This is a genomic window from Alphaproteobacteria bacterium, assembly GCA_019635875.1.
Taxonomy (GTDB): domain Bacteria; phylum Pseudomonadota; class Alphaproteobacteria; order Reyranellales; family Reyranellaceae; genus JAFAZJ01.
The window spans coordinates 130,126-143,609 of record JAHBYP010000010.1 but is presented as its reverse complement, the minus strand read 5'-3'; the positions used below and the strand labels follow the sequence as shown (position 1 = coordinate 143,609).

General features: G+C 69.0%; 14 protein-coding genes. 5 read left to right on the top strand and 9 right to left on the bottom strand.

The window, feature by feature from the left end; translation table 11 throughout:
* Positions 1 to 71: 71 nt before the first annotated feature.
* The 5 genes from phnK to phnG all read right to left on the bottom strand — a co-directional run bounded on the left by phnK (position 72) and on the right by phnG (position 4,133).
* Positions 72 to 848, bottom strand: a complete 777-nt coding sequence (phnK, locus tag KF889_27405) for a phosphonate C-P lyase system protein PhnK (protein MBX3503187.1) — start codon at positions 846 to 848, stop codon at positions 72 to 74.
* A complete protein-coding gene (locus KF889_27400; GenBank protein MBX3503186.1) occupies positions 845 to 1,759 on the bottom strand; it encodes an alpha-D-ribose 1-methylphosphonate 5-phosphate C-P-lyase PhnJ in 915 nt (304 codons plus the stop codon). Before KF889_27400 ends, phnK begins: the two co-directional genes overlap by 4 nt.
* Positions 1,760 to 1,976: 217 nt before the next feature.
* A complete protein-coding gene (locus KF889_27395; protein MBX3503185.1) occupies positions 1,977 to 3,080 on the bottom strand; it encodes a carbon-phosphorus lyase complex subunit PhnI in 1,104 nt (367 codons plus the stop codon).
* A 1-nt stretch (position 3,081) separates the two neighbouring features.
* On the bottom strand, positions 3,082 to 3,660 hold the full coding sequence (gene phnH / locus KF889_27390; protein ID MBX3503184.1) for a phosphonate C-P lyase system protein PhnH: 579 nt from the start codon (positions 3,658 to 3,660) through the stop codon (positions 3,082 to 3,084).
* A gap of 29 nt (positions 3,661 to 3,689) precedes the next feature.
* Positions 3,690 to 4,133 carry a phosphonate C-P lyase system protein PhnG gene (gene phnG, locus KF889_27385; GenBank protein ID MBX3503183.1) on the bottom strand — a complete coding sequence of 148 codons (444 nt, stop codon included), beginning with the start codon at positions 4,131 to 4,133 and terminating at the stop codon, positions 3,690 to 3,692.
* Between the two features lie 93 nt (positions 4,134 to 4,226).
* Here phnG and phnF point away from each other — a divergent pair, with 93 nt between their 5' ends.
* On the top strand, positions 4,227 to 4,943 hold the full coding sequence (gene phnF, locus KF889_27380) for a phosphonate metabolism transcriptional regulator PhnF (GenBank protein ID MBX3503182.1): 717 nt from the start codon (positions 4,227 to 4,229) through the stop codon (positions 4,941 to 4,943).
* 98 nt (positions 4,944 to 5,041) lie between these two features.
* Here phnF and pcp read toward each other — a convergent pair whose 3' ends face one another.
* From pcp to KF889_27360, 4 genes are all read right to left on the bottom strand, one after another.
* Positions 5,042 to 5,689, bottom strand: coding sequence for a pyroglutamyl-peptidase I (gene pcp, locus KF889_27375; protein MBX3503181.1), 648 nt, complete (start codon positions 5,687 to 5,689; stop codon positions 5,042 to 5,044).
* 47 nt (positions 5,690 to 5,736) lie between these two features.
* On the bottom strand, positions 5,737 to 6,066 hold the full coding sequence (locus KF889_27370) for an antibiotic biosynthesis monooxygenase (protein ID MBX3503180.1): 330 nt from the start codon (positions 6,064 to 6,066) through the stop codon (positions 5,737 to 5,739).
* 201 nt (positions 6,067 to 6,267) lie between these two features.
* Entirely contained in the window at positions 6,268 to 8,151 is a 1,884-nt protein-coding gene (locus tag KF889_27365; protein ID MBX3503179.1) for a PAS domain S-box protein, read from the bottom strand.
* A 224-nt stretch (positions 8,152 to 8,375) separates the two neighbouring features.
* Positions 8,376 to 9,311 (bottom strand): LLM class flavin-dependent oxidoreductase, encoded by a 936-nt coding sequence (locus KF889_27360; protein ID MBX3503178.1) that lies wholly within the window; start codon positions 9,309 to 9,311, stop codon positions 8,376 to 8,378.
* A 68-nt stretch (positions 9,312 to 9,379) separates the two neighbouring features.
* On the opposite strand from KF889_27360, the gene KF889_27355 reads away from it, so the two are divergent.
* The 4 genes from KF889_27355 to KF889_27340 are packed head-to-tail and all read left to right on the top strand — an operon-like array spanning position 9,380 to position 13,480.
* Positions 9,380 to 9,925 (top strand): HAD family hydrolase, encoded by a 546-nt coding sequence (locus KF889_27355; GenBank protein ID MBX3503177.1) that lies wholly within the window; start codon positions 9,380 to 9,382, stop codon positions 9,923 to 9,925.
* Entirely contained in the window at positions 9,922 to 10,932 is a 1,011-nt protein-coding gene (locus KF889_27350) for an SDR family oxidoreductase (protein ID MBX3503176.1), read from the top strand. Before KF889_27355 ends, KF889_27350 begins: the two co-directional genes overlap by 4 nt.
* Complete coding sequence (locus tag KF889_27345) at positions 10,929 to 11,930, top strand: GDP-mannose 4,6-dehydratase (protein ID MBX3503175.1); 1,002 nt, start codon at positions 10,929 to 10,931, stop codon at positions 11,928 to 11,930. The genes KF889_27350 and KF889_27345 overlap by 4 nt, the downstream gene beginning before the upstream one ends.
* Positions 11,927 to 13,480, top strand: coding sequence for an adenylyltransferase/cytidyltransferase family protein (locus KF889_27340; protein ID MBX3503174.1), 1,554 nt, complete (start codon positions 11,927 to 11,929; stop codon positions 13,478 to 13,480). Before KF889_27345 ends, KF889_27340 begins: the two co-directional genes overlap by 4 nt.
* Positions 13,481 to 13,484 lie beyond the last annotated feature (4 nt).

The window sequence follows — 13,484 nt, the reverse complement described above, 5'->3', positions numbered from 1 at the left end:
CTTCGACATCCCCCTTCCGGCGCTGCGCGCCACCTTCCCCCTCCGGGGGAAGGTATGAGTTGTGATCATCGTCATACCGTCAGCACCGAGGACACCAGCAGCTGCGTGTAGGGCTCCTGCGGATCGTCGAGCAGGCGATCGGTGAGCCCGCTTTCGACCAGCCGGCCCTCGCGCATCACGATCAGCCGGTCGGCGAGCAGGCGCGCAACACCGAGATCGTGCGTCACGATGATCGCCGAGACGCCGACATCGCGCACCAGGCGGCGCAGCAGGTCGAGCAGGCGCGCCTGCACCGAGACGTCGAGGCCGCCGGTCGGCTCGTCCATCAGCACCACACGGGGATGGGTCACGAGATTGCGCGCGATCTGCAAGCGCTGCTGCATGCCGCCGGAGAAGGCGCGCGGCTTGTCGTCGACGCGCGCGGCGTCGATCTCGACCTGGCGCAGCCAGTCGAGCGCCGTGTCGCGCAGATTGCCGTAGTGGCGCTGGCCCAGCGCCATCAGGCGCTCGCCGACATTGCCGCCGGCGCTGACGTCGAGGCGCAGCCCGTCGCGCGGGTTCTGGTGCACGAAGCCCCATTCGGTGCGCAGCAGACGGCGCCGGTCGGCCTCGCTCAGCGCCAGCATGTCGACCTCGCGGCCATCACCCGTGCGATAGAGCACCTCGCCGATGTCCGCCGGCATGCGACCGCCGAGGCAGTTCAGCAGGGTCGTCTTGCCCGAGCCGGATTCGCCGACGATGCCCAGCACCTCGCCGGGCCACAGCTCGAGCGAAACCTCGCGCACGGCGGCGCGCAGGCCGAAGCGCTTGGTGAGGTTCTTCACCTCGAGGATCGGCGTTTCGCTCATTCGCCGGCCTCCACAGCGGCGACGTAGGACTCGGGCGCGCCCGTGCCCTGATGGCCAGCGTTGCGGCGCTGCTCGCAGTGGTCGGTGTCGGAGCACACGAACATGTGCCCGCCCCTGTCGTCGGTGATGATCTCGTCGAGGAAGGAGTCGTCGGCGCCGCACAGCGCGCAGGGCTGGTCCCACTTCTCGACCTGGAAGGGATAGTCCTCGAAGTCGAGCGACTTCACCGGCGTATAGGGCGGCACGGCGTAGATGCGCTTCTCGCGGCCGGCGCCGAAGAGCTGCAAGGCCAGCATCTGGTCCATCTTCGGATTGTCGAACTTCGGGATTGGCGACGGACGCATCAGGTAGCGGCCATTGACCATAACGGGATAGTCGTAGGCCGTCTCGATGCGACCGAAGCGCACGATATCCTCGTAGAGCTTCACGTGCATGGCACCGTACTCGGCCAGCGCGTGCATCTTGCGCGTCTCCGATTCGCGCGGCTCCAGCCAGCGCAGCGGCTCGGGGATCGGTACCTGGTAAACCAGGATCTGGCCTTCGACCAGCTTGGTCTCGGGGATGCGGTGGCGCGTCTGCACGATGGTGGCATCGGGCGTGCGCTCCGTCGTCGCCACGCCGGTCATGCGGCGGAAGAACGAGCGGATGCTGACGGCGTTGGTCGTGTCGTCGGCGCCCTGGTCGATCACCTTCAGCGTGTCGGACGGGCCGATCACCGCGGCGGTGATCTGGATGCCGCCGGTGCCCCAGCCGTAGCTCAGCGGCATCTCGCGGCTGCCGAACGGGATCTGGTGGCCAGGGATCGCGACGGCCTTGAGGATCGCGCGGCGCAGCATCCGCTTGGTCTGCTCGTCGAGGAAGGCGAAGTTGTAGCCCTCGTCGACCGTGGCGTTGGTCGGGCCGGCGTTCATGGGCACCGCCCCCCTGATACCTTCCCCCGGAGAGGGAAGGTGGCGCGCGCAGCGCGACGGAAGGGGGATGCCTCAACGAAACGGGTGTCCGTCTTCAACGTCCCCCTTCCGCCCTTCGGGCACCTTCCCCCTCCGGGGGAAGGAGAGACCCGAGCAAATCGGCCATAGGCGATCGCGCTGCCTGCAAAGCGGGGGAAGGTATTCGCCTTGGCGCGGCTCATTCCGCGGCCTCCTTCAGCGCCGTCTGCTTCGCCGCTTCGGCGTCGCGGCGCATGGCGCGCACGACGTTGAGCTCGGACTGGAAGTCGACGTAGTGCGGCAGCTTGAGGTGCTGCACGAAGCCCTGCGCCTCGACGTTGTCGCTGTGATAGAGCACGAACTCGATGTCGTTGGGCGGCGCATCCGTTGATTCGCCGAGCTCCTGCGCGCGCAGGGCGCGATCGACCAGCGCCATGCCCATCGCCTTGCGCTCGCCGTGGCCGAAGCTCACGCCATAGCCGCGGGTGAATTGCGGCGGCTCGTTCTTCGAGCCGGCGAACTGGTTGACCATCTGGCACTCGGTGAGCTCGATGTCGCCGATGTCGACGGCGAAGCCCAGCTCGGGCGGCACCATCTCGACCGAGACCGTGCCGTGGCGGATCTCGCCGGCGAAGGGATGGGTGCGGCCGTAGCCGCGCTGCGTGGCGTAGCCCATCGCAAGCACGAAGCCCTCGTCGCCGCGCGCCAGGTTCTGCAGCCTCATGGCGCGCGGAGCGGGGAAGCGCAGCGGCTCGCGCGTCAGGTCGGGCGGCGCCGGATCGCCCGGCGAGGGCCGCTCGATCTCGATAATGTCTTCCCGGTTGAGCACGTCGATCACCCCGGGCAGACGCGTTTCCTCCGGCGGCGCAGCGGACGGCGCCGGCGCCGGCTCGCCCTCGGCCATCAACGCGAAGTCGAGCAGGCGATGGGTGTAGTCGAAGGTCGAGCCGAGGATCTGGCCACCCGGGATGTCCTTGAACACCGCCGAGACGCGCCGCCGCACCGTCATCGCCGAGGTGTCGATCGGCAGGGTGGCGCCGAAGCGCGGCAGGGTCGTGCGATAGGCGCGCAGCAGGAAGATCGCCTCGACCTGGTCGCCGCAGGCCTGCTTGAGCGCCAGCGCCGCGAGGTCGGGATCGTAGAGCGAGCCTTCGGTCATGACGCGATCGACCGCCAGCTTCTGCTGCTCGCGGATCTGCGCCACGCTGAGTTCGGGCACGTCGGGATCGCCGCGCCGCGACTCGGCCAGCCAGGCATGCGCGTTGGCGATCGCCCGTTCGCCACCCTTCACGGCTACATACATGTCAGGCCTCCAGGATGGTGGTGCGCGGCAGCGCCGCAAGGCGCGCGCCTGAAGTGAAGAGGATATCGACGCCGCGCGGGAACGCGCCGTTCATCGCGCGACGCTGGGCCGCGAAGGCTTCAGGCAATCCGCCGACATGCAACGCTGCGCGTGTCGCGATCCCCGGTCCGCTGAGCCTCCAGCCGCCTTCGCTTGCGAGCACCGGCACCTGCACGATCAGCGTCGCGCCACGTTGCGGCTCCTCGTCGGTACCCCAGTCGAAGTCATCGAGCGCCGATAGCGAGCCGGCATCGAGCACGACGACGAAGGCGGCGTCTCCAGCCGAGGCGACCAAAGGCGCGCCGGTATGGAAGGCGATCCACGCCGCGGCGCGATCGGCGGCCGCATGCGGCGCCAGCCACACCGGCGTGTCGATGTCGAGCAGGGTCAGGCAGGCCGCCACCGTCGCCGGGTCGAGACCGGCCGGCGGATCCATGCGCATCGTGAGCTCTTCGATGCGGCCGGGTCGCGACATCGCCTCGAGCGTGGCGCGGAACGCGGCCTGGGCGTCGAGCACCGGCTCGGCGAAGCCCGGCGACAGCGCCGCCTGGGTCGGTGTGAGGATCCCGCTCATGAGCCGCGCACCATGGTGAAGAAGTCGACCTTGGTCGCCGCCGCCTTCGACAGCACCTGCCGGCGCGAGGCCTCCTGGCGATCGGCCAGCGGCACGATCACATCGCGCTTCAGGCGCTCGACGAACGGGCCGTCCTGCAGCAGCGCGTCGAGCACGGCGACCAGCTCGGCCTTGCGACGGTCGCGGCCGGCGACATAGCCGACGCCAACCGCGCCACCCTCGACCTGCACGACGCAGCGCGCCACGCTCATCTCGCCGATGTTGAATTGCTGGCCGGCGCCGCCGGCGCGCCCGCGCACCATCGCCAGGCCGGATTCCGCCGGCTTGACCACCCGCCAGCGGGGTCGCGGCGACAGGCCACTCAGCGCCTCTTCCAGCTTCGTCCGCTCGGCTCGCGCCAGCACGGCCAGCCAGGATCTGCGCGCGTCGATCTTTTCCATCTCGACAAAACCCTTACTTGTCTATACAAGTATAGAAGCATGGAACCATGGCCGCAAGGCCTATTGCCCATATCCCCATGAAGGTTGCGTGACATGGCCGTGGATGACGACCCTCGCCCGCTGTGGCGCCGCATCGCCGATACGCTGCGGACCGAGGTCAAGGACGGCGAGTGGAAGCCGGGCGCGCGCCTGCCGGGCGAGTACGCGCTGGCCGAGCGCTTCGGCGTCAACCGCCACACGCTGCGCCAGGCGATCGAGCATCTCGAGGGCCAGGGCGTGCTGCGCGCCGAGCAGGGCCGCGGCATCTTCGTGCCCGACCCGCCGCTCGACTACGCGCTGGGCAAGCGGGCGCGCTTCAGCGAGACCATCGAGCGCTCGCGCCGCGTCGGCGCGCGCGACATGCTGAGCGTGCACAACGTGCGCGCCACGCCCGACATTGCGCTGGCGCTTTCGGTGCCGACCGAGACGCCGCTGCTGCGCCTCGACGCGCGCGCCCTGGTCGACGGCAAGCCGGCCGGCATCGGCAGCCACTACTTTCCCGCCGGGCGCTTCGCGCGCATCGGCGAGGCGTGGCGGGCCGAGCGCTCGGTGACGGCTGCGCTACGCCGCTGCGGCGTGGCCGACTACTCGCGGCGCTGGACGCGCGTCTCGGCGGCGCTGATCACCGCCTCCGACGCGCGCCTGCTCGAGGTCGGCCGCGGCCGCGCCGTGCTGGTCACCGAAGCGGTCAACATCGATCCCGACGGCGTGCCGATCGAATACGGTCACTCGCGCTGGCTGAGCGATGCGATGACCTTCGTGGTCGAATGATGACCCTGTCATTCCGAGCGCAGCGAGGAATCCAGCGAAGACACCTGGATTCCTCGCTGCGCTCGGAATGACAGCGAGGGCTTCCGAGCAGCCTGCCCCTAATGCGTCGCGCCGGCGGCGAGGAGCTCGTCCTGCTCGATGCGGATCGACGTCTCGATGGCGATCCTCAGCGCGGCGACGAGCGTGTCCACCGACATCGACGGCGCGCCGGGATGGCGCGCGGCCTGCTCCGGCAGATAGGGCACGTGGATGAAGCCGGCGCGGAACTTCCGCCGCCCGGTCTCAGCGAGGTGGCGCGCTACGTAGAAGGTGTGGTTGCAGACGAAGGTGCCGGCGCTGTTCGACACCGAGGCCGCGATGCCGGCAGCGCGCACGCGGCGCAGGATCGCCTTGATCGGCAGGGTGCCGAAATACGCCGCCGGGCCGCCCTCGACGCTGGGCCGGTCAATCGGCTGCTCGTCGGCGTTGTCGGGAATGCGCGCGTCGTCGACGTTGATCGCCACGCGTTCGAGCGAGAAGTCGACGCGGCCGCCGGCGAGACCCAGCGCGATCACGATGTCGGGCGACAGCTCGTCGATCAGCGCGCCAAGTTGGGGGCGGATGGCGCGGTAGACGCAGGGCAGGCGCCGCGCGACAACGTCGTGGCCCTCGCAACGCCAGCCGTCGACGCGCCGCGCCGCCTCCCACGACGGGTTGACGGTGTCGTTGTCGAACGGCTCGAAGCCTGTCACCAGAACGCGCTTCACCTGATGTCCTCGCTCGCGGCGAGGACATCAAGCCACGACGCGCCGGCTTACGCCAGTGGCGTGAAGGCGACGCGCTCGCGCCGCGCCAGCTTCGGCACCGCCTCGTCGAGGATCAGCGTCCGGAAGTGCGGCGTCGCGAGGTGCGTCTCGTAGGCCGCCTGGTCGACGAAGAGCTCGTAGAGGAAGAACACGTGGTCGTTGTCCGGCGAGCGATGCGGGCGGAACTGCAGGGTGCCGGGCTCGTTGGCACGGACCGCCGCGGTCATGCGGTCGAGCACGTCGAGAAGAGCATCCACCTCGCCGGGCTTGGCTTCCCAGGTGATGGTGAATGCGACGGTGCCGCAGACCGGCGGCTTGGCATTGTCGAGGGCAGGCATGGCGAACTCCGCTGTGGTTGACGGCGAAGTCATGCGCCGAACGGCGCGGCGATCGTTTCGCCGCTGGCCGAAATACCAGCGCGACGCGCGCAGCATCGGATTCACCCTGTCATCCCGCGCGCAGCGAGGGATCTAGGCCGCTTCCCTGGGTCCCTCGCTGCGCTCGGGATGACAGGAGCGTCCGACCAACCGCTCGATCCTCTACGAATCGAGGACCTGGCGGATCTTGCGCGCCAGCGTGTCGATCCGATAGGGCTTGGCGAGGATCGCGTCGGCGCCACCCTCGACGCCGGCCAGCGTGCCGGGCAGGCCTGACGTGAACAGCACCTTGAGATCGCCGCGGCGCGACAGGGCCTCACGCGCCAGCGCCTGGCCGCTGATGCCGCCGGGCATGGCGAGGTCGGTGAACAGCAGGTCGAACGGCTCGCCGGCGTCGAGCAGCGCCAGCGCGGCGCTGGCCCGGTCGGCCTCCATCGTGGCGTAGCCCAGCTTGCGCAGCTGGACGAGCACGATCTGGCGCACGGCGGCGTTGTCCTCGACCACCAGGATGCGCTCGCGCGCCGCGGGCGTCGATTGCGCCGCGGCCGCCGCCTGCTCGTCGGCGCTGTCCTCAACGACCGCGCGCGGCAGATAGAGCCGCACGCTGGTGCCCCTGCCGACGACACTGTCGACATGGATGTGACCGCCCGATTGCTTGACGAAGCCGAACACCATGCTGAGCCCGAGCCCGGTGCCCCTGCCCGGCTCCTTGGTGGTGAAGAACGGATCGAAGATGCGGCCCATGACTTCCGGCGGGATGCCGGCACCGGTGTCGGTCGCCGTCACCGCGACGTAGTCGCCCGGCGCGAAGCCCGGCATGTCGTGCTGATCGCCCTGCCCCAGCGTCGCGTTGCGCGTCGACAGGGTGAGCCGTCCGCCGTCCGGCATCGCGTCGCGCGCGTTGACCGCGAGATTGACGATCGCCGATTCGAGATTGGGCGCGTCGATATGCACCGGCCACAGATCGGCCGCGCCGTCGAACTCGACGACGATGTTGCCGCCCAGCATGCGGCCGAGCAGGCGCGCGGTGTTGCCCAGCAGGGCGTTGGCGTCGACGGTGCGCGGCTCGAGCGGCTGCTGGCGGGCGAAGGCGAGCAGGCCGCGCACCAGGTCGGCGCCGCGCTGCGCGCCGTGCAGCGCGGCGGCGGCGTGCTCCATCGTGTCCTCGGCGAGATCGGTGCGATCGAGCAGCAGCTCCAGGCTGCTGATCACCAGGCCGAGCAGATTGTTGAAGTCGTGCGCGATGCCGCCGGTAAGCTGGCCGATCGCCTCGAGCCGTTGCGAGCGCTGCACGCGCTCCTCAGCCGCCAGCCGCTCGGTCAGGTCGCGGCCGATGAAGAAGTGCTGGGCATCGACGGCCGACCAGACGCCGGTCCAGTGCAGCGACACCGCCCGACCGTCCTTGTGCATATAGCGACAGTCGAACTGGCGCATGACGCGGCCGCGGCGCGCGGCGCGCATTTCCGCACGGGTAGCTTCGAGATCGTCGGGGTGGATGAAATGGATCGCGCTGCGGCCGGCCATCTCTTCCGGGCCGTAGCCCAGGATCGCCCTGCTGCTGGGGCTGATGCGGATCAGGTCGCCCTGGCTGTTGGCCACCAGGATCAGGTCGAGCGAGGTGGCGAACAGGCCCTCGTTGACCGAGCGCCGGGCCTCTCGGGCACGCGCCTCGGCCAGGCCGGCGAGGTGCGCGTCGCGGTCGAGCGACACGTCGCGCAGGAACACCAGCCCGCCCTTGGCGTGGACATGGCTGCGCAGTTCCAGCCAGGCGCCGGGCCGCGCGCAGCACAGGCTGAAGCCCGCGCTATGCCCTTCAGGCGCGAGCAGCGCCTCGCTGGTCAATCCCAGGACGTGCAGCAGCGGCTGGCCGAGCAGCGCCGGCGCATCGAGCCCGAGCAGGTAGGCCGCCGCGCTGTTGAGATATTGGACGCACCACGCCCGATCGACCGCGACGACACCCTCGTCGATCGCATCGATGATGGTGGTGACTCCAACCTCCATTGTGGAGGCCGGTGCCTGACGTTCGGCGATCGACCAATCGCCCATGTGACGTCCCCTGGCGTCGCCCGGACAGATTCTTCAAAGCCTCAGAGGGGGATCGGAATATGCGGTAACAATTGTCAGGTAGCTGCCAACGTGGCGACACAAGTTTCATTACTTCTGCAAATCAGAACGGTTATCCCCGCTCAACGATCGATTGAGCATATGCTCGCATTATAGCCCGACACAATGCCAAATATGCATGTGTCGAGAGAACATGCGTCGAACTCCTACCACTTCAGGGATTGGCGCAGAGCGGTGACGATGTCGAGATGCCGTTCATGGTCGCCGGCGAAGCGCACCACGAGATGCGTGGCACCGGCATCGGCGAAGCCCTTCAGCCAGGCGGCGGCACCGGCGGCCGAACCGGCGAAGCAGCTCTGGCGCTTGCGCATGATCGCCGCCGCCATGCCGTAGTACTGCTCCAGGTAGGCGTCCATTCGCGCGTTGGCGCGCGCGGCGTCATCGTCGACCGCCAGGGTGACGTAGATCGCGGCGGCGAGGCTCGCCGGGTCGCGGCCGGCCGCCCTGGCGGCGTCCTTCACCTCGGCCCATTGGGGGCCGTATTCGTGCGGTTCCGGGCCGTTGGGGAACCAGCCGTCGTAGAGCCGCCCGCAGCGCTGCCGCGCAGCGGCGACCGAGCCGGGCAGCCAGATCGGCGGACCGCCGGGCCGGTGCGGCGTCGGCCCCAGCACGCTGTCCTTCATCGACCAGCGGCCTTCCCAGGTGACCGGCTTGCCGCTCCACAGGGCCTTGGCCAGCGCGATGCCCTCGACCATGCGCCCGACACGCTTTTCGAACGGCACGCCGGCGGCCACGAACTCGGCGCGAATGTTGGGTACGTCGCTGGCGATGCCGATGCCCAGGATCAGCCGGCCCTCGGCGATACGATCGAGGGTGGCGACCTGCTGCGCCAGCACGACCGGATTGCGCAGGGCCGGCAGCAGCACGGCGGTGCCCAGCTCGGGCTTGCGCGTGCGCGCTGCGACGGCGGCCAGCAGTGTCAACGGGTCGTGGCGGGGCCGCGCCAGCAGCGAGTCGCCGACCCACAGCGAGTCGAAGCCCAGCCGCTCGGCCCGCTCGGCCAGGACCAGCAGCGAGCCGGTCTCGTCCTGGCCCTCCATGACCCGCTCGCGGGTCGGCAGCAGATATCCCAGTTTCGCCATGGGTTCCTCTCTCCCGATCTGGCCCGGATCATGGACTCGTCGCGGCGGCCACGGTACAGGCTTTCGCCATGGCCCGTGCCGCCTTCCTCGACCGCGATGGGGTGCTGAACCAGGCGATCGTCCGCGACGGACGTCCCTACGCGCCGCGCAGGCTCGAGGATTTCGTCGTCCTGCCCGAGGCGTCGGCCGCGGTGCGCCGGCTGAGGGATGCCGGCTTCCTTGTGATTGTCGCAACCAACCAGAAGGATGTCGGCGAGGGCCTGCTGGGGCGCGAGACGCTCGAGGCCATGCATGCGCGGCTGCGCGAGGCCGTGCCGGTGGACGATATCCGGGTCTGCACTTGCGTCGACGAGTGTCCCTGCTACAAGCCCAATCCCGGCATGCTGCTGGACGCGGCGCGGGACTGGAAGATCGACCTGGCGGCGAGCGTGATGATCGGAGACCGTTGGCGCGACATCGGCGCCGGCCGCAACGCCGGATGCCGCACTATCTTCATCGATCGCGGCTATGCCGAATCGCTGCGCCACACCCCCGACCTGGTGGCGACGGACCTCGCCGACGCCGTCGCCCAGTTGCTAGACTCCTCTTCGACACCGTGTGGAAAGAATCCATGAGCGAAGCCAAGCGTGAACGCGTCCTCGTCACCGGCGGTGCGGGCTATGTCGGCCATGTCCTCGTGCCGCGCCTGATCGCCGAGGGCTACGAGGTCGTGCTCTACGATTCCATGCTGTTCGGCAACAGGATCGCGGCCCAGCCGCACCTCACGACCTTCGACGCCGACATCCGCGACGCCACGACCTTCGAGACGGCGGTTTCCGGCTGCGACACGGTCATCCACATGGCCTGCATCTCCAACGACCCGAGCTTCGAGCTCGACGAGAAGCTGTCGACCAGCATCAACTACGATTGCTTCGAGCCGCTGGTGCTGGCGTCGAAGCAGGCCGGCGTGAAGCGCTTCATCTACGCCTCGTCGAGTTCGGTCTACGGCGTGTCGGACGCACCGGAGGTCACCGAAGACCATCCGCTGGTGCCGCTGACGCTCTACAACAAGTACAAGGGCCTGTGCGAGCCGCTGCTGTGGAAGCACCAGGGGCCGGGCTTCACCTGCGTCACCATCCGGCCGGCGACGCTGTGCGGCTACAGCCCGCGCTGCCGGCTGGATCTGACGGTGAACATCCTGACCAACCACGCGGTCAACCGCGGCAAGATCACCGTGTTCGGCGGCGCGCAGAAGCGGCCCAACCTGCACATCGAGGACATGGTCGACGCCTATCTGGTGATGCTGCGCGCGCCGGCCGACAGGATCGCCGGCGAGACCTTCAACATCGGCTACGAGAACCACACGGTGATGGACATCGCCCTGATGGTGAAGAAGGTGGTCGAGCAGGAGATGCCAGAACGCGCGCCGATCGCCATCGAGCGCACCGAGACCAACGACAACCGCTCCTACCACATCAACTCCGACAAGGTCGGGCGGGTGCTGGGCTTCACGCCCAGGCGCAACATCGAGGACGCGGTGCGCGACCTCTGCCGCGCCTTCGCCGCCGGCAAGCTGCCCGGCAGCATGGACGATCCCGGCTACATCAACGTGCGCACCATCAAGCAGCGGAACGCCGCGTGAGCGCGGCCAGGCCGCTCGCGGTCGTCACCGGCGGCGCCGGCTTCATCGGCAGCCACGCCGTCGACCTCTTGGTCGCGCGCGGTTTCCGGGTGCACGTGATCGACAACCTCTACGGCGGGCGCGAGCGCAACCTCGAGCAGCACGCGGCCAGTCCCGACGTCGTCGTCGAGGTCCGCGACATCCGCGGCGTGGCGCCCGACGACGCGCTGTTCGCGGGCGCGCGCTATGTGCTGCATTTCGCCGGCATCGGCGACATCGTGCCCTCGATCGAGGCGCCGGCCGAGTACATGGACGTCAACGTCCAGGGCACGGTGCGCGTGCTCGAGGCGGCGCGGCACGCCGGCGTGGCGAAGTTCGTCTACGCCGCCTCGTCGTCGTGCTACGGCCTGGCCGCCGTGCCGACGCGCGAGGATCATCCGATCGACGCCAAGTATCCCTACGCGCTGTCGAAGTGGATGGGCGAGCAGGCCGGCTTCCACTGGCACAAGGTCTACGGCCTGCCGTTCAACGCCATCCGCATCTTCAACGCCTATGGCACGCGCTCGCGCACCTCGGGCGCCTACGGCGCGGTATTCGGCGTCTTTCTCAAGCAGAAGCTGGCCGGCAGGCCGTTCACCGTGGTGGGCGACGGCACGCAGCGGCGCGACTTCCTCTACGTCACCGACGTCGCCGCGGCCTTCGTGGCCGCCGCCGAGTCGGAATTCGCCGGCCGCTACTGGAACCTCGGCGCCGGCAGGCCGCAATCGGTGAACCGCCTGGTCGAGCTGCTGGGCGGCGGGACGGTGCACATCCCCAAGCGCCCCGGCGAGCCCGACTGCACCTGGGCCGACATCTCGCGCATCAGCCAGGAGCTCGGCTGGGCGCCGAAGGTCAGCTTCGAGGACGGCGTGTCGCGCATCCTCGCCGAGATCGAGTACTGGCGCGAGGCGCCGCTGTGGGATCCGGCCTCGATCGAAGCCGCCACGCAATCGTGGCACCGCTACATGGCGAAGACATGAAGACGCTGCTGGAAGGCGCATTCAACCGCAAGATCCGCACCGCCCAGGAGCTGGCGAAGGTCGTGGGCGCGTTCCCGCGCAAGAAGCGCGTGGTGATGTGCCATGGCACGTTCGACATCGTGCATCCCGGCCATATCCGCCACCTGCTCTACGCGCGCGAGAAGGGCGACGTGCTGGTGGTCAGCGTGACCTGCGACGAGCACATCCTGAAGGCCAATTACCGGCCGCACGTGCCCGAGGGACTGCGCGCCATGAACCTCGCCGCGCTGGAGATGGTCGACCACGTGGTGATCGACCGCAACGCCACGCCGATTGAGAACATCCGCCTGATCCAGCCCGATTTCTTCGTCAAGGGCTACGAGTACGGCTCGGGCCCCTTGCCGCCCAGGACGCAGGAGGAGAAGGACAGCGTCGAGAGCTACGGCGGCGAGATCATCTTCACGCCGGGCGACGTGGTGTTCTCCTCCTCGGCGATCATCGAGAGCAAGCTGCCCGACCTTTCGGTCGAGAAGCTGGCGCTTCTGATGCGCGCGGAGAGCGTCGGCTTCGCCGATCTGCGCCGGACCCTGGCGGATGCCGTCGGCACAAAGGTCCATGTCGTGGGCGACACCATCGTCGATACGCTGACCCACACCGAGCTGATCGGCGCCAACGCCAAGACGCCGACCTTCTCGGTGCGCTACGCCGGCAAGACGGACTTCGTCGGCGGCGCCGGCATCGTCGCCAAGCACCTGCGCGCTGCCGGCGCGGAGGTCGCCTTCACCACCGTGCTGGGCGACGATCCACTGAAGGACTTCGTGCTCGAGGACCTCGAGCGGGCGGGCGTCACGGTCAAGGCCATCGTCGATCGCACGCGGCCGACGACCAACAAGAACGCCTTCGTCGCCGACGGCTATCGCCTGCTGAAGGTCGATACGCTCGACAACCGCTCGATCTCCGACCGCGTGCTCGCGCGCATGGCCGAGCAGGTCCGCGGCTTGAACACCGACGCCATCGTGTTCAGCGATTTCCGCCATGGCATCTTCAACCGCGGCACTGTCCCGGCGCTGATCGAGGCCATCCCCGCCGGCGTCTTCCGCGTCGGCGACAGCCAGGTCGCCAGCCGCTGGGGCAACATTCTCGACTTCAAGGATTTCGACCTGATCACACCCAACGAGAAGGAGGCGCGCTTCGCGCTGGCCGACCAGGATTCGGTGGTGCGTCCGCTGGGCTCCAGGCTCTACCGCGAGGCCGGATGCAAGGTGCTGATGCTGAAGCTGGGCGCGCGTGGGCTGATGACCTTCCGTGGCGAGGTCGAGGTGCCCAGCGAACGCGCGCAGTTCTTCGTGCTCGACAGCTTCGTCGACGTGGTCGCCGACGCCGTCGGCACCGGCGACGCGCTGCTCGCCTACGCCACCCTGGCGCTGAAGGTCAGCGGCAATTCGGTGATCGCTTCGATCCTCGGCTCGGTCGCCGCCGCCATCGAGTGCGAGTACGACGGCAACATCCCGGTCACGCCCGACGCGGTGCTGGCCAGGCTCGCGGCGCTGGAAAGCCGCGCGGAGATCTGAGGCG

Excerpts from the sequence above, each read along its gene's own strand:
- KF889_27395 (MBX3503185.1), bottom strand. The coding sequence starts at position 3,080 with ATGTATGTAGCCGTGAAGGGTGGCGAACGGGCGATCGCCAACGCGCAT.
- KF889_27350 (MBX3503176.1), top strand. The coding sequence starts at position 9,922 with ATGAGCGAAGCCAAGCGTGAACGCGTCCTCGTCACCGGCGGTGCGGGC.
- phnG (MBX3503183.1), bottom strand. The coding sequence starts at position 4,133 with ATGGAAAAGATCGACGCGCGCAGATCCTGGCTGGCCGTGCTGGCGCGA.
- KF889_27360 (MBX3503178.1), bottom strand. The coding sequence starts at position 9,311 with ATGGCGAAACTGGGATATCTGCTGCCGACCCGCGAGCGGGTCATGGAG.
- KF889_27355 (MBX3503177.1), top strand. The coding sequence starts at position 9,380 with ATGGCCCGTGCCGCCTTCCTCGACCGCGATGGGGTGCTGAACCAGGCG.
- phnK (MBX3503187.1), bottom strand. The coding sequence starts at position 848 with ATGAGCGAAACGCCGATCCTCGAGGTGAAGAACCTCACCAAGCGCTTC.
- phnF (MBX3503182.1), top strand. The coding sequence starts at position 4,227 with ATGGCCGTGGATGACGACCCTCGCCCGCTGTGGCGCCGCATCGCCGAT.
- KF889_27365 (MBX3503179.1), bottom strand. The coding sequence starts at position 8,151 with ATGGGCGATTGGTCGATCGCCGAACGTCAGGCACCGGCCTCCACAATG.
- KF889_27370 (MBX3503180.1), bottom strand. The coding sequence starts at position 6,066 with ATGCCTGCCCTCGACAATGCCAAGCCGCCGGTCTGCGGCACCGTCGCA.
- KF889_27340 (MBX3503174.1), top strand. The coding sequence starts at position 11,927 with ATGAAGACGCTGCTGGAAGGCGCATTCAACCGCAAGATCCGCACCGCC.
- KF889_27400 (MBX3503186.1), bottom strand. The coding sequence starts at position 1,759 with ATGAACGCCGGCCCGACCAACGCCACGGTCGACGAGGGCTACAACTTC.